Consider the following 20109-nt stretch of genomic DNA (forward strand, 5'->3'; position numbering starts at 1 on the left):
TACGTGATGACGCCGATTACAACCACCGCCGAACTCGCGGCGTTCTGCGACAGACTGAAAGGCCAGCCCTTCGTCGCCGTAGACACCGAGTTCATGCGCGAGACCACCTACTGGCCCAAGCTCTGCCTGATTCAGGCGGCGACCCCACGGGACGAGGCGGTCATCGACCCCATGGCCGAGGGCATGGACCTTGAGCCCTTCCTGGAAATCATGCGTGACGAGAGCATCCTCAAGGTGTTCCACGCCGCCCGCCAGGACGTGGAGATCTTCAACAACCTGAAGGCCATGCCCAGGCCGCTGTTCGACACCCAGGTGGCCGGGATGGCCGCCGGGTTCGGCGAGCAGATCGCCTATGACGCCCTGGTCCGCCAGATGCTGAAGATCGAGCTCGACAAGTCGAGCCGCTTCACCGACTGGGCCCGTCGCCCGCTGGCGGAATCGCAGCTGACCTATGCGCTCGCCGACGTCACTCACCTGGCCAAGCTCTATCCCACGCTGCGCGAGCGGCTGGAGAAGGAGAACCGCCTCGTTTGGGTGACCGACGAGATGCAGGCCCTCACCGACCCGGCCAATTATGACGTGGTGCCGGAAAACGCCTGGAAGCGGCTGAAGCCCCGCCGCCATACGGCGAAGTATCTGGCGGTGTACAAGGCTGTCGCCGCCTGGCGCGAGCGCACCGCCCAGCAACGCGACCAGCCGCGCGGCCGCATCCTGAAGGACGAGGCCATCGACGAGGTGGCGACCCAGGCGCCCACCGATGCGGCGGGACTCGACCGCCTGCGCTCGGTGCCCAAGGGCTTCTCCGGGTCTAAGTTCGGGCCAGACCTGCTGGAAGCGATCCGGGAGGCCCTGAAAAACCCCGAGGCCTACGCCCCGGTGGTGGAACGGGCCAAGACCACGAGTTCTCCGGCGGCCGGTGCGGTGGTGGAGCTTCTGAAGGTTCTGCTCAAGGCCCGGGCCGAGGACACCGGCGTCGCCTCGAAGCTGATCGCCACGGTCTCCGACCTTGAGATGATCGCCAACGACGACGACGCCGACAGCCAGGCCCTCAAGGGGTGGCGGCTGGAAGCCTTCGGCGCCGACGCCCTGCGGATCAAGCGCGGGGAGCTCGCCCTGGTGCTGGATGGCGCCCGGGTTCGGGTGGTCGAGGTCCGACGCGCGCCGAAGTCGGCGGGCTGAGCCTCAGGCCAGGACCAGTCTCAGCTTCAGCGCGCTGGCCAGGGTGGCGGCGCGTTTGGCGGTTTGTTCGCCGAGCAGAAGGTCTGACCAGCTATCGGCCGCACTGAGCCGAAGGGTCTGTCCCTCGATGGCCAGCTCCGCCTTGGCCAACAGGCGGCCGTTGCGTCCCGAGAGGTCGCCGCCCAGACGCAGGGCCGCCCCAAGCGCGCGGGCCCGCGCGCGCCGCTCAGTGCTCAACACCCTGTTCAAGGTCTCTGGCTCCGGCGGATTGCTGGAGGCGGAGTGTCGGGCGAAGGTAGTGAGCGCCAGGAAGCAGCGCTCGGCATGAGACATGCCCGCGATGGGGGCCCGGAGCACCTGGGCGAAGGCCAGCTCCGCGCGATGGTCCGGGTGCAGTCGACCGCCCAGGTCGGCGAGGCGGCAGGCGGCCCGGATCAGGAGACGGTCCCGGTCGCCAAAGACAGGCTCCAGCTGGCTGAAGGCCGAGGCGAGCCAGTGTTCGAGGGCCCTGGGCATGTCGCCGGCCGACAGGCCGCGCATGACGCTCATGGCCTCACAACCTTCCAGCAGCGGGTCCCGGCCGCGGATGTCGGCGTCCATGCCGTCCCACAGCAACCCTTCGCGCAGCCCAAAGGCGGAGATCACGATGCGCTCCAGGCCGAGCTGCTCGATCAGCGTCTCAAGCACCAGGGCGGCGTAGGGGAGGGTCTCGTAGCGCTTCTTGGACAGGCCGACGATCCGCTCCAGGGAAGACCGGGATTGGCGCACGACAAAGCGGGTCAGGTCGAGAGCCTCGGTCCGTGACATCTCGTACTGATGGGCCACCCGCAGGGGGTAGTCCGTCATGATCATGTGCAGCAGGCCAAGATTTCGCCAGGCGCCGCCCACAGCGTGGAACTCGCTGGCCCCTAGGGACCCGGCGATGGGCGACAGGCTGTCGGCGATCAGGTGCCGGGTCGGCTCCACGGCCAGGGGACGCGGCGCGCCAAGGGCGAAGGGGCCGAGGGGGAGGGTGATCCCGGGCGCAGGACCGTCCGGGCCAACCCTGACCAACTCAAGGCTGGAGCCGCCGAGGTCGCCTACAAGGCCACGGGCCACGGGATGGCCGGCCAACACGCCGGCGGCGGCGAAATAGGCCTCTTCCTCCCCGGTGAGCACCCGCAGGGGCAGGCCAAGCTCGGCCCGGATGAATTCGGCGAAGGCGGGGCCATCCTCCGCCTCGCGCACGGCTGCGGTGGCGACGGCGATGATGTCGTCGGGCGCCCAGTCCTGGAGAATGGCGCGGAAGCGGCGCAGGGCGCCCACCGCCACCTCAACCCCTTCGGGGGAGAGGCGTCCGGTGTCGGCCATGTCCCGGCCAAGGCCTGCGAGGGCCTTTTCGTTATAGACCGTCCAGATGGCCCGGCCTTCCAGCCGGTAGATGACCAGGCGGACCGAGTTTGAACCGACGTCAATGACCGCCGCCTGGCGGCTGTCGGCTCTAGGTTCGGGCGGCGACATGATCGATCGCGCGCGGCATGTCCTTCACACGCTGGCCCCGGCCAGAGAGGCTTGGATTGGTCATGAAATACTCGTGCGCGGAAAAGGCGCTGGGGTGGTCCCAGTTGGGATCGCGGGTGTAGCCTCCCTCGGCGTCCAGGGTCCAGCTCTGAGCTTCGTCCTTCAGGTTGGCGACCATGATCTGCTGCAGGACCTGCTGGTGGACGGTGGGATTCTCCACCGGCACCAGGCTCTCAACCCGGCGGTCCAGATTTCGGGGCATCCAGTCGGCCGAGGAGATGAACACCCGCGCCTTGCTCGAGGGCATGGCGTTGCCGTTGGCGAAGGCCACGATGCGGGCATGCTCCAGAAACCGGCCGACGATGCTCTTGACCCGAATGTTCTCCGAGAGCCCGGGCACGCCGGGCCGCAGGCAGCAGATGCCGCGGATCACCAGATCGATGCTCACCCCGTCCTGGCTCGCGGCATAGAGGGCGTCAATGACCTCGGGGTCCACCAGGGCGTTCATCTTGGCCCAGATGGCCGCCGGCTTGCCCGCCCGCGCGTTGGCCGCCTCCTGGGCGATCAGGGCGACCAGATCCCGCTTCATGGTGATCGGCGAGAAGGACAGCCGTTCCAGCTTGGTCGGCTGGGCGTAGCCGGTGATGAAGTTGAACACCCGCGAGGAGTCCCGGGCCAGGGCCGGATCGGTCGTGAACAGCGACAGGTCAGTATAGATCCGCGCGGTCACCGGGTGATAGTTGCCCGTACCGTAGTGGCAGTAGGTGCGGACCTGATCGCCCTCCCGGCGGACCACCACCGAGAGCTTGGCGTGGGTCTTGTACTCCACGAAGCCGAAGACCACGTGGACGCCGGCCCGTTCCAGATCCCGGGCCCATTTCAGATTGGCCTCCTCGTCGAACCGCGCCTTGATCTCGATGACGGCGGTGACGTTCTTGCCGTTTTCGGCGGCCTCGATCAGGGCCGCGACGATCGGGCTGTCGGACGAGGTGCGGTACAGCGTCTGCTTGATGGCCAGGACGTGGGGATCGCGGGCCGCCTGGCGGACGAACTGCACCACCACATCGAAGCTCTCGAAGGGATGGTGGACGAGGATGTCCTTTTCCCGGATCGCCGAGAAGCAATCGCCCCCATGGTCGAGAATCCGCTCCGGAAAGCGGGCGGTGAACGGCTTGAACTTCAGGTCTGGCCGATCCGACGGGATCAGCTGCGACAGCTCGTCGAGACCCAAGAGGCCGTCGATCAGCAGGACATCGTCGGTCTGGGCGTTGAGGTTCTCGCAGATGAAGCCTCGCAGGGCTTCCGGCATGGCGGACTCGATCTCGACCCGGACGACCGAACCCAGGCGCCGCTGTTTCAGGCGGGCCTCGAACTCCCGGACCAGGTCTTCGGCCTCTTCCTCGATCTCCACATCGGAGTCGCGGATCAGGCGGAACACACCGCTGGCCTCCACGTCGCAGCCGGGGAACAGGTGATCCACGAACAGGGCGACCATGCCCTCCAGCGAGATGAACCGCCGCTGCGGCCTGGCCGGTTTGCGGCCGCCCCGGGGCGCCTCCAGCTGCCAGAAGCGGGCGACCTGCGCAGGGATCGGCACCAGGGCGTTGAACTTCCGGCCATCAGCGTCCCGGCGCAGGGTGAGCGCCAGGGAGAAGGCGAGATTGGGAATGAAAGGGAAGGGGTGGGCCGGGTCGATGGCCAGCGGCGTCAGGATCGGGAAGACCAGGTTGAGGAAAGCGGTCTCCAGGCTGGCCCGCTCGGCCGGCGTCACCTCGTCGGCCTCCACAAGCCGCAGGCCCTCGCTCGCCAGCTCCTGCCGCAGGTCGCGCCAGCGGGTCTGCTGATCGGTCATCAGCATGGCGGCTTCGGCGTTGACCCGCTCCAGCTGTTCGGCGGCGGTGAGCCCATCCTGGCTGACCGATCGCACGCGCTCGCGGACCTGGGCTTTCAGGCCGGCCACCCGCACCATGTAGAATTCGTCGAGGTTGTTGGCCGAGATCGACAGGAACCGCAGCCGTTCGAGAAGGGGGTGGCGGGGGTTCTTGCTCTCTGAGAGCACGCGCTCATTAAAGGCCAGCCACGAGATTTCGCGGTTGAAGAACCGGTCCCCAGATCCTGCCAGATCGGCATCCCAGCCCAGGGCCACGTCGGCCTTCGGCGCGCCTTGGGAAGGCGGGGATGCAACATAGGACATAGGGGCCTCGCTCAGGTCAGCTGATCGGACAAACGTCGCCGATCATGGCCGCAGGGTCACTCGAAAAGGTCAAGATTCTCCGTCTCGTCCTCGAGTATCTGCCGCGCCAGCACCCGGGATACCGGGCGATGGGTCTCCCCGGAGATGGCGTCCAGCCGTTGGACGAGCGCCCAGGCGGCCGGGGCGGAGCGCTCGATGCGCTTGACGAGGTAGGGGATCACGTCGTCGTGGGGCGTGATGTTGCAGCGGACGAAGAGGCGACGCAGCACGGCCTCAAGCACCTCGTCGTCCGGCGGCTCAATCTCGGCGACCGGCAGGGCGTTGAGCCGCGAGCGCAGGTCCGCGAGCTTGACCGGCCAGGCGGACGGCAGGGTGCGGGCGCTTAGCAACAGGCCGCCGCCCGGGCGGCCGGCCATGTTGATCCGGTGAAACAGGAACTCCTCATCGAAGCCCCGGTCGACATCCTCGATCAGGACCGGACCGGCTTCGGTGAGATCGCCCCCGACGGCGGGCAGCTCAAGGGCGCCGACGTCCTCGGCCCACAGGCGCGCAAGATGGGTTTTGCCGACGCCTTCAGGGCCCACCAGGACCATTACACCCCCGTGCCAGCCAGGCCAGGCGTCCAGCGCGGCCCGGGCGGCGGCGTTGGAGGGGCCGGCAGCGAAGTCGCCCCGCTCATAGGATGGCGGTCGTCGAAGCTTCAGCCGAAGCTGCCGGGCCATTCACGGTTTCCGTGAGGGTTACGAAACGGCGGCCAACCTAGCAGGCGGGAAGATTGGGGTCGATGCGCTGGCCGCCCACACCTGGGGACGAGCTCCTATGGGCTGTGAATTGCCTGCGGAACGGTGACCGCCCCTTGGGCGCTTAAGCTGCGCGTCAGTTTGGCGCGAGGCACAGGAGCACTTCATGTCCGAACACGTGTACCGGGTCGTCGAATTGGTGGGGTCGTCCAAGGACAGTATCGATGACGCCATTCGCAACGCCATCTCAGAGGCCGGCAAGTCCCTGAAGGATATGCGCTGGTACGAGGTCACCGGGACCCGTGGCGAGATCGTCGACGGGCAGCTTGGCCACTTCCAGGTCTATCTGAAGGTCGGCTTCACCCTGGAAGGCTCGCGGGACTAGGTCGCTCAGCCGCGGGAGGCGTTGAGAATCTCGCGGCTGTTCACCCGCGCCCAGCCGTCGGGCCGCAGCAGCTCTATCGGTGAGAACCGGGCCTTGTAGTCCATCTTCTCACTGCCCCGGACCCAGTACCCCAGATAGACGTGCGGTAGGCCAAGCAGGCCGGCCTGAACCACATGATCCAGGATCATGAATGAGCCGAGGCTGCGGCGGGCCTGCTCGGGATCATAGAAGCTGTAGACCATGGACAGGCCATCGCCCATCAGGTCGATCAGGGCGCAAGACACCAGGTCGCCGGGACCGCCATCGTTGGAGCGGACGCGGTATTCCACCAGATGGGTGCGCACCGCAGTGTCTTCGACCATGGCCACATAGTCGGGCCAACTCATCTCGGCCATTCCACCATCCACATGGCGGGTCACCAGATAGCGGCGAAGCAGCTCGAACTGCTCCATGGTCGCCTCGGCCTCGACTACAGACCTCTGCAAATCTTCATTGCGGGCCAGAACCCGACGTTCGGACTTCGAGAACACATAGTCCGCTGCGGGCAGTCGCGCCGAGATGCAGGCCATGCACGACTCGCACGCCGGCCGATAGGCGATGTTCTGCGACCGGCGGAAACCCATCTGGGTGAGGGAGTCGTTGACGCTCGGCCCGTCGGTGAGGGGCAGGTGGGCGAAGACTTTCCGCTCATAGCGATCAGGCAGGTACGGGCACGGAGACGGCGCCGTGAGGAAGAACCTGAGCTGTCGCGTCGGGAAATGCTGCGTCACGGAGCGCGTATCGACCTTAAGCCTTTGTGTCGCCGACGATTAGGCGGCATCGAGCGAGATCAGGCAAGCCGCACATTTCAGTGACCCCCAATGGAAAGACCCATATCCGGTAACCCCTAGGGCTGGACGTCGGGCGGCAGGACCGGGGCCTCGCGCAGGAGAACGACGGCGATACGGCGATTGCCGGGCAGGGTGGGGTCGTCGGGATAGAGCGGCTCAGAATTGGCCTTGCCTGACACCTGGTAGATCCGGTCAGACGCCACGCCGGCCCCCTGCAGCACGCGGCGTGAGGAGTCCGCGCGGGTCGCCGACAGAGCCCAGTCGCCTTCCGAGCGGGCGCCGTTCATGTTGACGCTGGTGTGCCCATAGATGCTGACCCGGTTGGGCAGCTGGTTGATGATCTTGGCCACGGCCCGCAGCAGCAGGCGGGCGCGTTCGTTGGGCTGGCCGGAACCCTCGTCGAACATGGAGCGGCCCTCCTGGTCCACCAGCTGGATCCTTAGGCCCTCAGGGGTCTGGTCGATGATGATGTTCTTCGACAGCTCCGCCAGCTCCGGCATGTCCTGCAGCGCCTGGCGCAGTGACTGAGCGGCCGACTGGAAGGCGGCTTCCTCGCGCTTGTGCAGGGCCTCCCGCAGAGCCTCGGTGCTGGCCTCCTGCAATCGGCTCTTGGAAGAACTGTCCTGGGTTTCGCCGTCCTCGTCGGGGTTGGGCGACTCCGGCGACATTTGCTCGATGATGGACATGGAGCCGGAGGATTTGGCGCCGTCCTCGCCCAGGGCCGTGCCGCCCAGGATGCCGCCTGAGCCGGACGTGGTGGACGATATGCTGGCCGGGGCGAAATAGTCGGCGATGCCGCGTTTCTGCTCGGGGCTCGTGGTGTTGATTAGCCACATCAGCAGGAAGAAGGCCATCATCGCGGTGACGAAGTCGGCATAGGCGACCTTCCAGGCGCCGCCATGGTGTCCATGGGCCGCCTTCTTGATCTTCTTGATGATGATCGGCCGCTCGCCCGACGCCATCGCCCCACCCCGGTTAACGCTAATTCTGCGTTAGACTCCCTGGTCGGCGTTAAGATGCCGTTGCCATTTGTGAGTCTGGGAAACGGTTATGAAGCTGGCCTTTGTGGGTCTTGGGGTGATGGGTTTCCCCATGGCCGGTCATCTGACCCGGGCGGGCCACGAGGTTGCGGTGTTCAATCGCTCGCCGGCCAAGGCGGCCGCCTGGGCCAAGGCGCACGCTGGGCGGGCGGCGACCACGGTCGCTGAAGCCGCGAGCGGCGCAGAAGCCCTCATCCTCTGTGTCGGCAAGGATGACGATGTCCGTCAGGTGGTGGGCGAGGCGTTGGACGCGCTCGCGTCTGGCGCCGTGATCATCGACCACACGACCACCTCGGCGGTGGTGGCTCGGGAGATGGCCCAGAGGGCCGCCGAGACCGGGCGCAGCTTCATCGATGCGCCGGTCTCCGGCGGACAGGCCGGAGCCGAGGCCGGCAAGCTGACCATCATGTGCGGCGGCGAGCCTGAAGCCTTCGCGCGGGCGGAGCCCATCATGGCGGCCTATGCCCAGGCGGTCCGCCTCATGGGGCCGCCGGGATCGGGCCAGCTGACCAAGATGGTCAACCAGATCTGCATCGCAGGCGTGATCCAGGGTCTGGCCGAGGGGCTGCACTTCGCCAAGCGCGCGGGCCTGGATCCGGCCGACGTCCTGGCGGCGATCTCCAAGGGCGCCGCTCAGTCCTGGCAGATGGACAATCGCTGGCCGACCATGGCGCAGGGCCGCTTCGACTTTGGCTTCGCTGTCGACTGGATGCGCAAGGACCTGGGTCTGGTGCTGGACGAGGCGGCGGCCAATGGCGCCCGCCTCGACGTCACCCGTCTCGTCGACGGCTACTACGGCGAGGTCCAGGCCATGGGTGGCGCCCGTTGGGACACATCGAGCCTTGTGACGCGCCTGGAGCCAAAGGCGTGATCCTGGAGACCCCGCGTCTGAGCTTGCGAGAAGCGGCCCTTGAGGATGACGCCTTTATCCTCGCGCTGCTGAACGCGCCAGGCTTCGTCAGCGGCATCGGCGACCGGGGCGTCCGCTCGCTCGATGAGGCCCGCGACTATATCGAGACGCGGATTCTCAGCAGCTATCGCGACCACGGCTTCGGCATGTGGGTCGTGACGGCGAAGGGCCAAGACCAGCCTGCGGGACTCTGCGGGCTCGTGCGCCGCGATGTCCTGCCTCACGTCGACCTGGGCTACGCCTTGCTGGAACGTTGGTGGGGGCGCGGTTACGCCCAGGAGGCGGCGGCTGCTGTGCTGGCCCATGCCCGTGCCCCGCTGGGTCTTGGGACTGTGGCGGCCATCGTCAATCCGGACAATGCCGCCTCGCGCCGCGTGCTGGAGAAGATCGGCTTCAGCTTCATTGATGTCCGCCATCTGGACGGGTGGGACGAGCCGAGCGCCTACTACTGCGCCTGAGGACATCGGAGGGGCTCATGACCATCAGCACGCGCACGGTCGAAGCGAAGGGGTTCGCCTTTGTCGTGGATGAGGCGGGTGAGGGCGATCGGTTGGCGCTCTGCCTGCACGGCTTTCCCGAGAGCCGGTTTTCCTGGCGCGCCCAGATGCCGGTGCTGGCGGACCTGGGCTACCGGGTCTGGGCGCCCGACCTGCGCGGCTATGGCGAGACCGAGCCCAAGCCGCAGGATGTGGACAGCTACCGGATGGAGCGGCTGATGGAGGATGTCGCCGCCCTGATCGATGCGGCCGGGGCCCGGGAGGTGATGCTGGTGGCCCATGACTGGGGCGCGGCGGTGGCCTGGACCTTCGCCGCGCGCAAGGTCCGGCCCCTGACCCGGCTCGTGATCATGAATGTGCCCCATCCTGCGGTGTTCGCGCAGGTCCTACGCCGGTCGCCGAAACAGATGCTGCGATCCTGGTACATGGCCTTTTTCCAGATCCCCGGACTCCCCGAGCGCATGCTGTTAGCGAACGACGCCCGCGCCATCCGGCGAGCGTTTTCAAGCATGGCGAAGGACAAGAGTCGGTTTCCCGATGCCGTACTCGATCGTTACGCCGCTGACGCCCAGCGGCCGGGCGCGATGACGGGCATGATCAACTGGTACCGGGCCGCCGCCCGCCACCCTGACTTCATGCGCGAGGCCTGGGCGAAGATCGAAATCCCCACCCTGGTCATCTGGGGCGAGGCCGATGCGGCGCTCGGCCTGGAGACGCTTGAGGGGACGGAGGCCTTTGTCTCCGATCTGCGGATCGAGCGTCTGCCTGGCATCTCCCACTGGGTGCAGCAGGAGGCGCCTGAGGCGGTCAACCGCCTTCTGATCGACTGGCTGAAGGCCTAGGCGCCCAGAAGGCGCGCCGCGTGGGGGGCGAAATAGGTGATGGTTCCGGCCGCGCCGGCGCGCTTGAAGGCGCCGAGGCTCTCCAGGATCGCCCGGTCCTCATCGATCCAGCCATTGGCCCCGGCGGCCTTGATCATCGCGTATTCCCCGGAGACCTGGAAGGCGAAGGTCGGCAGGGCATAGGCCTCAACCAGGCGGCGCAGGATGTCGAGATAGGGCAGGCCTGGCTTGACCATCACCATGTCGGCGCCCTCGGCGATATCGAGGGCGACCTCCCGCAGAGCCTCCTCGGTATTGGCCGGGTCCATCTGGTAGGTTTTTTTATCCCCAGGATTATCCACAGACCCTGTGCCCAGTTTTCCCGAGCCGATGGCGTCGCGATAGGGGCCGTAGAAGGCCGAGGCGTACTTCGCCGCATAGGACATGATCATCACGTCCTGCAGGCCGTCGGCCTCCAGGGCGCTGCGCAGGGCGCCGACCCGGCCGTCCATCATGTCGGAGGGGGCCAGGATATCGCAGCCGGCCTTGGCCTGAACCAGGGCCTGCTCCACCAGCCGCTCGATGGTCGCATCGTTGAGGATGCGCCCCTGCGCGATGACCCCGTCATGGCCGTGGTCGGTGAAGGGATCGAGCGCCACGTCGCACATGATCCCGACCTCAGGGGCGGCGTCCTTCATGGCCTTGACCGCCCGGCAGATCAGTCCGTCCGGATCGGCGGCCAGGGATCCGGTGGGGTCCTTCCGGGCCATGTCGATGTGCGGGAAGATGGCGATGGCCGGGATGCCCAGGCGCCTCGCCTCCACGGCGGCCTTGGCGGCCTCGGCCACCGACAGCCGGGCCACGCCTGGCATGGAGGCGACGGGGACCTGCCCTTCGCCCTCATGCACCACCATCGACCAGATCAGGTCTGCAGGGGTGAGGACCGTTTCGCGGACAAGGCGGCGGATCCAGTCGGCCTGACGCAGGCGGCGCAGGCGCAGGGCGGGGTAGGCGGCGAGGGGAGGCAGGCTCATGGGACCCGGCTCTTACCCATCCCCTGGTCGGAGGCAAGCCTGATCGCCCCGATGACCGAGGCGCCGATCAGCCACAGGCCCGACAGGAAGGCCAGGGCGATGGCGCCGACGATCATGAACAGCAGCGAGGCGTCGATGGCCACCTGGCCGATCACCACCTCCATCTTGTCGAAGCCGTCCCAACCGAGCGTGTTGGCTACGCCATAGAGCGAGGCCAGCACATGGATGACGGCGGCAAGGCCGCAGATCCCCGCCAGCAGGGCGAGGACAAAAGACACCCAGAAGCATCTGATCTGAAAGGTGAAGTGACTGCGGCCGGGCTCAGCGGCCGAATCGCGCTGGGTGTAGGCGATGATGACCGCCACCAGGGCCGGCACGCCGGCGAAAAAAAACGAGGCGAACAGCAGGCCATAGTTCATCAAGGCCAGGTTGCGGGCGGCTTCGCGGGGAGCCCCGCCGACGTTATCGAATGTCATGCTTTAGTCCCCCTGTCGTTGACAGGGTGCGCCCCCCGGGCAAGTTCCTCAAGCCTACGGAGCAGCCAGACCATGGATTTCGAGTTTTCCGAGGATCAGCGGGCCCTGCAGGGCGCGGCCCAGGCCTTTGCAGCGGCCGAGCTCGCGCCGCATTCCGCGCGATGGGACACCGAGTCGCACTTTCCGGTGGAGACCCTGCGCAGGGCCGCCGGGCTTGGCTTCGCCAGCATCTATCTGTCGGAGGATCTGGGCGGTTCTGGCCTCTCACGCCTGGACGCCTCGCTGATCTTCGAGGCCCTGGCCTATGGGGACGTGGCGTCCAGCGCCTATCTGACCATCCACAATATGGCCGCCTGGATGATCGACCGGTTCGGCGACGAGGATTTGCGCCGCCGCTACGTGCCGCGGCTTTGCACGATGGAGCTGATCGCCTCCTATTGTCTGACCGAGCCCGGCGCGGGCTCGGACGCCGCGGCCCTGACGACCTCGGCCCGCCGTGAGGGTGAGGCCTATGTGCTCGAGGGGGCCAAGGCTTTCATATCCGGCGGCGGGGTCTCTGACCTCTATGTGGTGATGGCCCGCACCAGCGGACCAGGCGCGGGCGGAGTCTCAGCCTTTGTGGTGGAGAAGGGAACCCCAGGCCTCTCGTTCGGCGCGCGGGAGCGGAAGATGGGCTGGAACGCCCAGCCCACGGCCCAGGTGAACTTCGACAGCGTCCGAATCCCGGCCGCCAACCGCATCGGCGGCGAAGGCGAGGGCTTCCGCTTTGCGATGATGGGACTGGATGGCGGGCGGCTGAACATCGCCTCCTGCTCCCTCGGCGGCGCGGCCCTGGCCCTGGACACCGCCCAGGCCTATCTCGCCGAGCGCCAGCAGTTCGGACGCCCCCTACGTGACTTTCAGGCCCTTCAGTTCAAGCTGGCCGACATGGCCACAGAGCTGGAGGCCGCCCGCCTGATGGTTCGCCGGGCGGCTGCGGCCCTGGACGCTGGGCGCCCCGACGCCACCAAGCTTTGCGCCATGGCCAAGCGCTTCGCCACGGACGCCGGCTTCCAGGTCGCCAACGAGGCCCTGCAACTGCATGGCGGCTACGGCTATCTCGCCGACTACCCGCTGGAGCGGATCGTCCGCGACCTGCGCGTCCACCAGATCCTGGAGGGGACGAACGAGATCATGCGGGTGATCATCGCCCGGGAGATGTTTCGATGAACGATGCGCCTGAGGTTCTGACCCATGTTGAAGGCGCAGTGGGGCGCATCACCCTGAACCGGCCCCAGGCGCTGCACGCCCTGACGACCGGCATGTGTCGGCTGATCATCGACGCCCTGGTGACCTGGCGCGCCGATCCGGCGGTGACGTTCGTGCTCATCGACCATGCCGGCGAGCGGGGGTTCTGCGCCGGCGGCGACATCCGCATGCTCGCCGAGAGCGGCGCCCGGGACGGTTTCGCGGCGCGCGAGTTCTTCTTCACCGAGTACCGGCTCAACCACCTGCTCTTCGAGTATCCCAAGCCGGTGATGGCCGTCATGGACGGCGTCACCATGGGCGGCGGCGTGGGCCTCGCCCTGCCGGCCCGCTATCGCGTGGCCACCGAGAAGACCACCTTCGCCATGCCCGAGACTGGCATCGGCCTCTTCCCAGACGTGGGCGGCGGCTGGCATCTGCCACGCCTGCCGGGGAAGTCCGGGCTGTGGCTGGCCCTGACCGGCGCCCGGCTCAAGGCCGCTGACTGCGAACTGCTCGGCCTGGCCACGGACTTCATCCCTTCAGGCCAGCTGGAGACGCTAAAGGCGCAGATCATCGCCGATCCGGCCGCCGTGGAGACCCATCTCACCGTGCTGGAGGCCGACGCCGGCCGCCCGCCCATCGGCGCTCACCGCGACGAGATGGACCATCTGTTCGCCGGCGACAGCGTCGAGGCGATCTTCGCGGCTCTGGAGGCCGATGCCGGCGACTGGGCCAGCGCGCAACTGGCCGTCCTTAAGACCAAATCGCCCCAGACCCTGAAGGTGGCCTTCCGGCAGCTGGCCCTGGGGGCTAAGGCCAGCACCTTCGCCGAGAATATGGAAATGGAGTACCGGATCGGCGCCCGGGTGGTCGGCCTCTACGACTTCATCGAAGGCGTGCGCGCCGTGATCATCGACAAGGACAACGCTCCTCGCTGGAACCCGGCGTCCCTGGCCGGGGTCAGCGAGGTCATGCTGGACGAGATCTTCGCCCCCCTGCCTTCCGCCCAGGCCTGGCGGCCGATACCCTTCGATTAAGGGTGGCGTGCGTTCGCCCGACGACGGGAGGACTGCGATGCGACAAGCCAAGGAGGCCGGCATGACCAGCTATGCTTTGATCGGCCTGGGCAATATGGGCGGCGGCATGGCCGCGGTTCTGGCCGCCAGCGGGCATCGGGTGCAAGCCTTTGACCTGTCGTCCCAGGCCCTCGCAAAGGCGGCCGAAGCAGGCGCGACCCCCTGCGCCTCGGCCGTGGATTCGGTCACGGGCGCCGAGGTGGTTCTGACCATGCTGCCGGCCGGCGCCCACGTGCGGGAGGTCTACGGGGAGGCCATCCTGCCCCACGCCTCGGCCGACGCGCTGCTCATCGACTGCTCGACCATCGATGTGGACAGCGCCCGGGCGATCGCGCGACAAGCGCAGTCTGCAGGGTTTGCGGTCGCAGATGCCCCTGTCTCCGGCGGCGTGGCTGGCGCAGCGGCCGGAACCCTGACCTTCATGGTGGGCTGCGCAGAGACCGACTTCCCCAGGATCAAAGCGGCCCTGTCGCCGATGGCTAAGTCCGTGGTCCGCGCGGGCGAGGCCGGGTCGGGGCAGGCGGCCAAGATCTGCAACAACCTGCTGCTGGCTGTGTCGATGATCGGGGTCTGCGAGGCGCTCACCCTCGCAGAGGGACTTGGTCTCGATCCGGAGCGATTCTTCGAGATCGCGTCCACCTCCTCAGGTCAGTGCTGGTCCCTGACGTCGTATTGTCCGTGGCCGGGGCCAGTGGAATCGGCCCCATCCAACCGCAACTACGAGGGCGGATTCGCCACGGCGATGATGCTAAAAGACCTGCGTCTGGCTCAGGGCGCGGCAGCGTCGGTGGGCGCGTCGACGCCGCTCGCAGCCCAGGCTCAGGCGCTTTATGCGCTATTCGACCGGCTCGGCTATGGCGAAAGGGACTTTTCGGGCCTACTTCAGCTGTTGCGTGGACGCTTGGACGACTTGGCCTGACCGTTCACGCAGAACTGACGGCTGTTGACGCAGATCAAGCGAGCGCGACACAGCGCCTTGTAGACTTTTTCCGAACCCGGCGCCAAAAACCGGGCGGTTAATAGGGGACTGGTTGCAGCGTGAGATCGTCGAGCGCGCGGCCGGATTTCGTTGCGATGGATTACAGAGCCGCTTTCCAGAACGCCCTTGAGCGCATTCACGCCGAGGGTCGTTACCGGGTTTTCGCCGATCTGAAGCGGCATCGCGGCGCCTTTCCCCGGGCGACCTGGACGCGTCCTGACGGCGGTTCTCAGGACGTGGTGGTCTGGTGCTCCAACGACTATCTCGGCCAGGGCCAGAACCCCGTGGTCATCGACGCCATGAAGCAGGCCATCGACGAGGCCGGCGCGGGCTCTGGCGGCACGCGCAACATTTCTGGCACCACGCACTATCATGTCGAGCTGGAGCATGAGCTCGCCGACCTGCATGGCAAGGAGGCCGCGCTCCTCTTCACGTCCGGCTACGTCTCAAACGAGGCCTCGCTCTCGACCCTCTACAAGATCCTGCCTGGCCTGATGATCTTCTCCGATGAGCTGAATCACAACTCGATGATCTCGGGCATCCGCGCCGGGGCTCGGGAGCAGCGCCGGGTGTTCCGCCACAACGATCTGGCCCATCTCGAAGAGCTATTGGCGGCGGCGCCCGCCGACGCCCCCAAGCTGATCGCCTTTGAAAGCGTCTATTCCATGGACGGCGACATCGCCGACATGAAGGGCATGGTCGCTCTGGCCAAGCGCTACGGCGCCATGACCTATCTCGACGAGGTCCATGCGGTGGGCATGTACGGGCCCCGCGGCGCCGGCGTCGCCGAGCGCGACGGCGTCATGGATCAGATCGACATCGTCGAAGGGACGCTGGGCAAGGCGTTCGGCGTCATGGGGGGCTACATCGCCGCCGATGCGGTCATCGTCGATGCGATCCGCTCCTTCGCCGACGGTTTCATCTTCACGACCTCAATTCCGCCGGCCCTTGCCGCCGGGGCCGTGGCCTCGATCCGCTACCTGAAGGAACATGACGAGGTCCGTCAGGCCCATCAGGCCCGCGCCCAGGCCCTGAAGGTGCGGCTGACCAAGGCGGGTATCCCGGTGATGCCGTCAGAGAGCCATATCGTTCCGGTGCTGGTGGGCGATCCCGTCCACTGCAAGATGATCTCCGACATCCTGCTCAGCGACTACGGGATCTATGTGCAGCCCATCAACTATCCCACCGTGCCGCGGGGCACGGAGCGGCTGCGCTTCACGCCGTCGCCGGCGCACTCAGACGAGATGATCGATCATCTGGCCCAGGCGCTGGAGACCCTCTGGGTTCACTGCAACATCAAGCGCGTGGGCGGCGTCGCGGCTTAAGACCTGCGGCGGACGCCCTTGCCAAGGCCGATCTGCTTGGCGAAGTCCGAGCGCTTGGCCGCATAGGCGGGCGCCACCATCGGGTAGTCGGCGGGCAGGCCCCAGCGGCGGCGGTAGTCCTCGGGGCTCATGTCGTACCGCGAGCGCAGGTAGCGTTTGAGCATCTTCAGGCGCTTACCGTCTTCCAGACAAACGATGTACTCGTCCTGCACGGAGCGGTTGACGGGAACGGCCGGCTTGGGGCGTTCCAGCGGGGCGGCCGGTTCGGCCTCACCCAGACGATTCAACGCCGAATGCACCGACCTGATCAGGTCGGGCAGGGCCTCAGCGCTGACGGCGTTGCGGCTGATATAGGCGGCTACGATATCGACCCCCAGGCGAAGGGCGTCGTTGGGCCGGCCGGCGGCTTCGTCATCAGCGTTCATTCTGGAAATCCCCTGGGCGGTACGCAACTGCGCCGTGGCGCGGCTAGTCGGCCCCGGCGATGGGTTTCGAACGCGCAGCTGCGGGCTTCGTTCCACCCAGGCGCCGCCATGGTTGGAACCGCCGGGAGATAGGAGTAAAAGGCGCCTCCGCCCCCACCAGATTCCGACCCGAGGCCCGCCCTTGACCGCACAAGCCCAGACCGCCGCCGCCGCCGACGCCTTCTTCGGCCAAGGCGTGGCCAGCACCGATCCTGAAATCGCCCACGTCCTGACCAAGGAGCTGAAGCGTCAGCAGGACCAGATCGAACTCATCGCGTCCGAGAACATCGTCTCGCGCGCCGTGCTTGAGGTCCAGGGCTCGGTCCTGACCAACAAGTATGCCGAGGGCTATCCGGGCAAGCGCTACTATGGCGGCTGTGAAGAAGTCGATGTGGCCGAGACCCTGGCCATTGAGCGAGCCAAGCGCCTGTTCGGCGCGGACTACGCCAATGTCCAGGCCCATTCCGGCAGCCAGGCCAACCAGGCGGTCTTCATGGCGACCATGAAGCCTGGGGACGTGTTCATGGGCATGGATCTGGCGGCTGGCGGCCACCTGACCCACGGCAAGGACGTCAACCAGTCGGGCAAATGGTTCCGGCCGGTGGCCTACAGCGTGCGCCAGCAGGATCATCTGATCGACTATGATGAGGTGGCTGAGCTGGCGGAGCGTGAGAAGCCCAAGGTGATCATCGCCGGAAGCTCCGCCTATAGCCGCGTGATTGACTTCCAGAAGTTCCGCGAAGTTGCCGACAGCGTCGGCGCCATTCTGATGGTGGATATCGCTCACTACGCCGGCCTTGTGGCGGGTGGGGTCTACCCCAACCCGATGCCGCACGCCCATGTGGTGACCTCGACCACCCACAAGACCCTCCGCGGTCCGCGGGGCGGTCTGATCCTGACCAACGACAAGAAGCTGGCCAAGAAGATCGATTCCGCGGTCTTCCCGGGCCTGCAGGGCGGGCCGCTCATGCATGTGATCGCGGCCAAGGCGGTGGCGTTCGGCGAGGCTCTGAAGCCGGAGTTCAAGCTCTACGCCCGCCAGGTGGTGGATAACGCCCGGGCCATGGCCGACGCCCTGGCGGCCTCGGGCCTGAAGATCGTGTCCGGCGGGACCGATAGCCACCTGATGCTGGTGGACCTGACGCCCAAGGGCGTGACGGGCGCCGACGCCGAGGTGGCCCTGGAACGGGCCAACATCACCTGCAACAAGAACGGTATCCCCTTCGACCCGCTGCCCTTCATGCAGACCTCGGGCCTGCGGCTGGGTTCGCCCGCCGGGACCTCCCGCGGCTTTGGCCCCGCCGAGTTCCGTCGGATCGGTCAGCTGATCGCTGAGGTTGTCGATGGTCTGGCGGCAGGCGGCGACAATTCCGCCGTCGAAGCCAAGGTGCGCGAAGAGGTGGCGACCTTGACCCGGCGCTTCCCGATCTACAACTAGGCCGTCTGGGATGCGGTCCGGGAGGGGCTGAACCGATGCGATGCCCGTTCTGTGGCCATGCCGAGAGCCAGGTGAAGGATAGCCGCCCGTCGGAAGACGGCGCGGCCATCCGCCGCCGTCGCCTGTGTCCAGCCTGCGGCGGCCGGTTCACCACCTTTGAGCGGGTTCAACTGCGCGAACTGGTCGTCATCAAGCGATCTGGCCGGCGCACGGCCTTCGACCGCGAAAAGCTGCTGCGTTCCATCGACATCGCCATCCGCAAGCGTCCGGTTGATCCAGAGCAGGTGGATCGGATGGTCAACGGCATCACCCGCCAGCTGGAGAGCATGGGCGAGACCGACATTCCCTCCGAAGTGGTGGGCGAGCTGGTGATGAAGGCGCTCAAGTCCCTCGATGATGTGGCCTATGTCCGCTACGCCTCGGTCTATCGGGATTTCCGCGAAACGCGCGACTTCGCCGACTTCCTCGGCAGCGAGGGCTTTGGCGAGCCCTCCGAGGAGGAGCGCTAGGCGCGATCCGCCCGGCGCCGGCGTCCGGCGATGATCACCTTGAAACTGGCCACCTCCCTCGATGGGCGCATCGCCACCGCCCAGGGGGAGAGCCGCTGGATCACCGGTCCGGAGTCGCGACTTCAGGTCCATGTCCTGCGCGCCGCGAATGACGCGGTTGTCGTGGGCGCCGGCACGGCCCTGGCCGACGATCCCGATCTGACAGTCCGCCTGGAGGGCTATGACGGCCCGCAGCCGGCCCGGGTCGTGCTCGACACGCGCCAGCGACTGTCGCCGGGCGCTCGCCTGGCCCTGACGGCGAGGGATATTCCCACCTATCTGGTGTCTTCCGAGCCCCTGCGGCCGGAACTTGCCGAGGCTGGCGTGCGGGGGGTTCAGATCCCGCCGCGGGAGGCCGAGCGGCCAGAGATGGCGCAGGTGGTCGAGGCTCTCGCCAGCTATGGATTGCAGCGTCTGTTTGTCGAGGGCGGCGGCGAGGTGGCGGCGAGCCTCCTGCGCCAGGGGCTCGTGGACCGGCTTGAGTGGTTCCGCGCGCCGGTCATCATCGGCGGGGAGGGGCGTCCCGGGCTTGGCGACATGTCGCTCAACAGGCTTGCCGATGCGCTGCGCCTGCGCCGCGTTGACCTTCGGGTCCTGGGTGACGATCTGTGGGAAAGCTACGAGAGGATCTGAATGTTCACCGGCATCATCACAGACATCGGCAAGGTCCGCGCCGTGCGCGACACCGACCGCGACCGCAGGTTCGAGATCGAGACCCGATTTGATCTGGCGACCATCGATATCGGCGCCTCCATCGCCCACGCCGGCTGTTGCCTGACCGTGGTCGAGAAGGGCCCCGGCTGGTTCGCCGTGGAGGTCTCGGGCGAGACCTTGGACAAGACCACCCTGGGCGACTGGACGACCGGCTATCGGGTGAATCTGGAGCGGTCTGCGCGGGTCGGCGACGAACTGGGCGGCCACATCGTCTCTGGCCATGTGGACGGGGTCGGCGAAGTGGTGTCAGTGCGCGCCGAAGGCGGCTCCCATCGCGTTCAGATCCGCGTCCCACGTCCGCTTCACCGCTATATCGCGCCCAAAGGCTCCATCACGGTCGAGGGCGTGTCGCTGACGGTGAACGAGGTGGAGGATGACGTGTTTGGCGTCAACCTGATCCCCCACACCTGGGACGTCACAACCCTGGGCGAGCTGAAACCCGGTTCGCGGGTCAATCTGGAGATCGACATGCTGGCGCGCTATCTCGCGCGTTGGCGCGAAACCGCCTAAAGGCAGGGAGAAGATCGCCTTCCGCGGTCGCTGGAATCCAAGATGCAAGACCAGAAGCTGCGCGTCCTCGTGGTCGAGGCGCGGTTTTACAGTGAGATCGCCGACGCCCTCCTGGCCGGCGCGACCGACGTGCTGAGCGCCCATGATGTCGATTTCGACGTGGTGACGGTGCCTGGCGCCCTGGAGATTCCGGGCGCCATCGCCATTGCGGACGCCTCGGGC

Annotated in this window: 22 protein-coding genes; 14 read left to right on the forward strand and 8 right to left on the reverse strand. The window is 67.0% G+C overall.

What is annotated here, in order from left to right; translation table 11 throughout:
* Nucleotides 1-6: 6 nt before the first annotated feature.
* The gene (gene rnd / locus Q8N19_RS11365) at nucleotides 7-1179 is read left to right on the forward strand and encodes a ribonuclease D (protein WP_305590726.1); all 1173 of its coding nucleotides are present in this window, start codon (nucleotides 7-9) and stop codon (nucleotides 1177-1179) included.
* 3 nt (nucleotides 1180-1182) lie between these two features.
* Here rnd and Q8N19_RS11370 read toward each other — a convergent pair whose 3' ends face one another.
* From Q8N19_RS11370 to Q8N19_RS11380, 3 genes are read right to left on the reverse strand one after another with little or no spacing between them, the layout of a single operon-like run.
* A complete protein-coding gene (locus Q8N19_RS11370; protein WP_305590727.1) occupies nucleotides 1183-2679 on the reverse strand; it encodes a Ppx/GppA phosphatase family protein in 1497 nt (498 codons plus the stop codon).
* Nucleotides 2660-4873, reverse strand: coding sequence for an RNA degradosome polyphosphate kinase (locus Q8N19_RS11375; RefSeq protein WP_305590729.1), 2214 nt, complete (start codon nucleotides 4871-4873; stop codon nucleotides 2660-2662). Before Q8N19_RS11375 ends, Q8N19_RS11370 begins: the two co-directional genes overlap by 20 nt.
* A gap of 56 nt (nucleotides 4874-4929) precedes the next feature.
* On the reverse strand, nucleotides 4930-5595 hold the full coding sequence (locus tag Q8N19_RS11380; protein WP_305590731.1) for a chromosomal replication initiator DnaA: 666 nt from the start codon (nucleotides 5593-5595) through the stop codon (nucleotides 4930-4932).
* Nucleotides 5596-5779: 184 nt separating this feature from the next.
* Here Q8N19_RS11380 and Q8N19_RS11385 point away from each other — a divergent pair, with 184 nt between their 5' ends.
* The gene (locus Q8N19_RS11385) at nucleotides 5780-5998 is read left to right on the forward strand and encodes a dodecin (RefSeq protein WP_305590732.1); all 219 of its coding nucleotides are present in this window, start codon (nucleotides 5780-5782) and stop codon (nucleotides 5996-5998) included.
* Between the two features lie 5 nt (nucleotides 5999-6003).
* Here the strand turns inward: Q8N19_RS11385 and Q8N19_RS11390 are convergent, their stop codons facing one another.
* Both Q8N19_RS11390 and Q8N19_RS11395 read right to left on the reverse strand, forming a co-directional pair.
* Nucleotides 6004-6768 carry an arginyltransferase gene (locus Q8N19_RS11390; protein WP_305590734.1) on the reverse strand — a complete coding sequence of 255 codons (765 nt, stop codon included), beginning with the start codon at nucleotides 6766-6768 and terminating at the stop codon, nucleotides 6004-6006.
* A gap of 116 nt (nucleotides 6769-6884) precedes the next feature.
* Nucleotides 6885-7790, reverse strand: coding sequence for a flagellar motor protein MotB (locus Q8N19_RS11395; RefSeq protein ID WP_305590736.1), 906 nt, complete (start codon nucleotides 7788-7790; stop codon nucleotides 6885-6887).
* Nucleotides 7791-7878: 88 nt separating this feature from the next.
* Between Q8N19_RS11395 and Q8N19_RS11400 the strand changes: the two genes are divergently transcribed.
* The 3 genes from Q8N19_RS11400 to Q8N19_RS11410 are packed head-to-tail and all read left to right on the forward strand — an operon-like array spanning nucleotide 7879 to nucleotide 10117.
* Nucleotides 7879-8739, forward strand: coding sequence for an NAD(P)-dependent oxidoreductase (locus Q8N19_RS11400; RefSeq protein WP_305590738.1), 861 nt, complete (start codon nucleotides 7879-7881; stop codon nucleotides 8737-8739).
* Nucleotides 8736-9236: a GNAT family N-acetyltransferase gene (locus Q8N19_RS11405; protein ID WP_305590740.1), complete on the forward strand. Its 501-nt coding sequence runs from the start codon at nucleotides 8736-8738 to the stop codon at nucleotides 9234-9236. Before Q8N19_RS11400 ends, Q8N19_RS11405 begins: the two co-directional genes overlap by 4 nt.
* Nucleotides 9237-9253: 17 nt before the next feature.
* On the forward strand, nucleotides 9254-10117 hold the full coding sequence (locus tag Q8N19_RS11410) for an alpha/beta fold hydrolase (protein ID WP_305590742.1): 864 nt from the start codon (nucleotides 9254-9256) through the stop codon (nucleotides 10115-10117).
* Here Q8N19_RS11410 and hemB read toward each other — a convergent pair.
* Nucleotides 10114-11130: a porphobilinogen synthase gene (gene hemB / locus Q8N19_RS11415; protein ID WP_305590744.1), complete on the reverse strand. Its 1017-nt coding sequence runs from the start codon at nucleotides 11128-11130 to the stop codon at nucleotides 10114-10116. The two genes, Q8N19_RS11410 and hemB, sit on opposite strands and share 4 nt — an antisense overlap.
* Entirely contained in the window at nucleotides 11127-11606 is a 480-nt protein-coding gene (locus Q8N19_RS11420) for a hypothetical protein (RefSeq protein ID WP_305590745.1), read from the reverse strand. The genes hemB and Q8N19_RS11420 overlap by 4 nt, the downstream gene beginning before the upstream one ends.
* Nucleotides 11607-11678: 72 nt before the next feature.
* Here Q8N19_RS11420 and Q8N19_RS11425 point away from each other — a divergent pair, with 72 nt between their 5' ends.
* The 4 genes from Q8N19_RS11425 (at nucleotide 11679) to hemA (ending at nucleotide 16213) form a co-directional block, all read left to right on the forward strand.
* Nucleotides 11679-12815, forward strand: coding sequence for an acyl-CoA dehydrogenase family protein (locus tag Q8N19_RS11425; RefSeq protein WP_305590747.1), 1137 nt, complete (start codon nucleotides 11679-11681; stop codon nucleotides 12813-12815).
* Nucleotides 12812-13870, forward strand: a complete 1059-nt coding sequence (locus tag Q8N19_RS11430; protein ID WP_305590748.1) for an enoyl-CoA hydratase/isomerase family protein — start codon at nucleotides 12812-12814, stop codon at nucleotides 13868-13870. The genes Q8N19_RS11425 and Q8N19_RS11430 overlap by 4 nt, the downstream gene beginning before the upstream one ends.
* A gap of 37 nt (nucleotides 13871-13907) precedes the next feature.
* Nucleotides 13908-14828, forward strand: a complete 921-nt coding sequence (gene mmsB, locus Q8N19_RS11435; RefSeq protein ID WP_305590751.1) for a 3-hydroxyisobutyrate dehydrogenase — start codon at nucleotides 13908-13910, stop codon at nucleotides 14826-14828.
* A gap of 155 nt (nucleotides 14829-14983) precedes the next feature.
* On the forward strand, nucleotides 14984-16213 hold the full coding sequence (hemA, locus tag Q8N19_RS11440; RefSeq protein ID WP_305590753.1) for a 5-aminolevulinate synthase: 1230 nt from the start codon (nucleotides 14984-14986) through the stop codon (nucleotides 16211-16213).
* Here hemA and Q8N19_RS11445 read toward each other — a convergent pair.
* Nucleotides 16210-16638: a MucR family transcriptional regulator gene (locus Q8N19_RS11445; protein WP_305590755.1), complete on the reverse strand. Its 429-nt coding sequence runs from the start codon at nucleotides 16636-16638 to the stop codon at nucleotides 16210-16212. The two genes, hemA and Q8N19_RS11445, sit on opposite strands and share 4 nt — an antisense overlap.
* A 181-nt stretch (nucleotides 16639-16819) precedes the next feature.
* Between Q8N19_RS11445 and glyA the strand changes: the two genes are divergently transcribed.
* From glyA to Q8N19_RS11470, 5 genes are all read left to right on the forward strand, one after another.
* Nucleotides 16820-18115, forward strand: coding sequence for a serine hydroxymethyltransferase (glyA, locus tag Q8N19_RS11450; RefSeq protein WP_305590757.1), 1296 nt, complete (start codon nucleotides 16820-16822; stop codon nucleotides 18113-18115).
* A 35-nt stretch (nucleotides 18116-18150) separates the two neighbouring features.
* The gene (gene nrdR / locus Q8N19_RS11455; RefSeq protein ID WP_305590759.1) at nucleotides 18151-18624 is read left to right on the forward strand and encodes a transcriptional regulator NrdR; all 474 of its coding nucleotides are present in this window, start codon (nucleotides 18151-18153) and stop codon (nucleotides 18622-18624) included.
* Nucleotides 18625-18654: 30 nt separating this feature from the next.
* Nucleotides 18655-19296 carry a RibD family protein gene (locus Q8N19_RS11460; RefSeq protein ID WP_305590761.1) on the forward strand — a complete coding sequence of 214 codons (642 nt, stop codon included), beginning with the start codon at nucleotides 18655-18657 and terminating at the stop codon, nucleotides 19294-19296.
* Nucleotides 19297-19887: a riboflavin synthase gene (locus Q8N19_RS11465; RefSeq protein WP_305590763.1), complete on the forward strand. Its 591-nt coding sequence runs from the start codon at nucleotides 19297-19299 to the stop codon at nucleotides 19885-19887.
* Between the two features lie 42 nt (nucleotides 19888-19929).
* Nucleotides 19930-20109, forward strand: a 180-nt coding sequence (locus Q8N19_RS11470) for a 6,7-dimethyl-8-ribityllumazine synthase (protein ID WP_305590765.1), incomplete at its 3' end; no start/stop codon positions are given.

This window comes from Phenylobacterium sp. (assembly GCF_030693405.1).
GTDB lineage: Bacteria > Pseudomonadota > Alphaproteobacteria > Caulobacterales > Caulobacteraceae > Phenylobacterium.

Coding starts and splice junctions, on each gene's coding strand:
- rnd (WP_305590726.1), top strand. CDS start 7: ATGACGCCGATTACAACCACCGCCGAACTCGCGGCGTTCTGCGACAGA.
- Q8N19_RS11370 (WP_305590727.1), bottom strand. CDS start 2,679: ATGTCGCCGCCCGAACCTAGAGCCGACAGCCGCCAGGCGGCGGTCATT.
- Q8N19_RS11375 (WP_305590729.1), bottom strand. CDS start 4,873: ATGTCCTATGTTGCATCCCCGCCTTCCCAAGGCGCGCCGAAGGCCGAC.
- Q8N19_RS11380 (WP_305590731.1), bottom strand. CDS start 5,595: ATGGCCCGGCAGCTTCGGCTGAAGCTTCGACGACCGCCATCCTATGAG.
- Q8N19_RS11385 (WP_305590732.1), top strand. CDS start 5,780: ATGTCCGAACACGTGTACCGGGTCGTCGAATTGGTGGGGTCGTCCAAG.
- Q8N19_RS11395 (WP_305590736.1), bottom strand. CDS start 7,790: ATGGCGTCGGGCGAGCGGCCGATCATCATCAAGAAGATCAAGAAGGCG.
- Q8N19_RS11400 (WP_305590738.1), top strand. CDS start 7,879: ATGAAGCTGGCCTTTGTGGGTCTTGGGGTGATGGGTTTCCCCATGGCC.
- Q8N19_RS11410 (WP_305590742.1), top strand. CDS start 9,254: ATGACCATCAGCACGCGCACGGTCGAAGCGAAGGGGTTCGCCTTTGTC.
- hemB (WP_305590744.1), bottom strand. CDS start 11,130: ATGAGCCTGCCTCCCCTCGCCGCCTACCCCGCCCTGCGCCTGCGCCGC.
- Q8N19_RS11420 (WP_305590745.1), bottom strand. CDS start 11,606: ATGACATTCGATAACGTCGGCGGGGCTCCCCGCGAAGCCGCCCGCAAC.
- Q8N19_RS11425 (WP_305590747.1), top strand. CDS start 11,679: ATGGATTTCGAGTTTTCCGAGGATCAGCGGGCCCTGCAGGGCGCGGCC.
- Q8N19_RS11430 (WP_305590748.1), top strand. CDS start 12,812: ATGAACGATGCGCCTGAGGTTCTGACCCATGTTGAAGGCGCAGTGGGG.
- mmsB (WP_305590751.1), top strand. CDS start 13,908: ATGCGACAAGCCAAGGAGGCCGGCATGACCAGCTATGCTTTGATCGGC.
- hemA (WP_305590753.1), top strand. CDS start 14,984: ATGGATTACAGAGCCGCTTTCCAGAACGCCCTTGAGCGCATTCACGCC.
- Q8N19_RS11445 (WP_305590755.1), bottom strand. CDS start 16,638: ATGAACGCTGATGACGAAGCCGCCGGCCGGCCCAACGACGCCCTTCGC.
- nrdR (WP_305590759.1), top strand. CDS start 18,151: ATGCGATGCCCGTTCTGTGGCCATGCCGAGAGCCAGGTGAAGGATAGC.
- Q8N19_RS11460 (WP_305590761.1), top strand. CDS start 18,655: ATGATCACCTTGAAACTGGCCACCTCCCTCGATGGGCGCATCGCCACC.
- Q8N19_RS11465 (WP_305590763.1), top strand. CDS start 19,297: ATGTTCACCGGCATCATCACAGACATCGGCAAGGTCCGCGCCGTGCGC.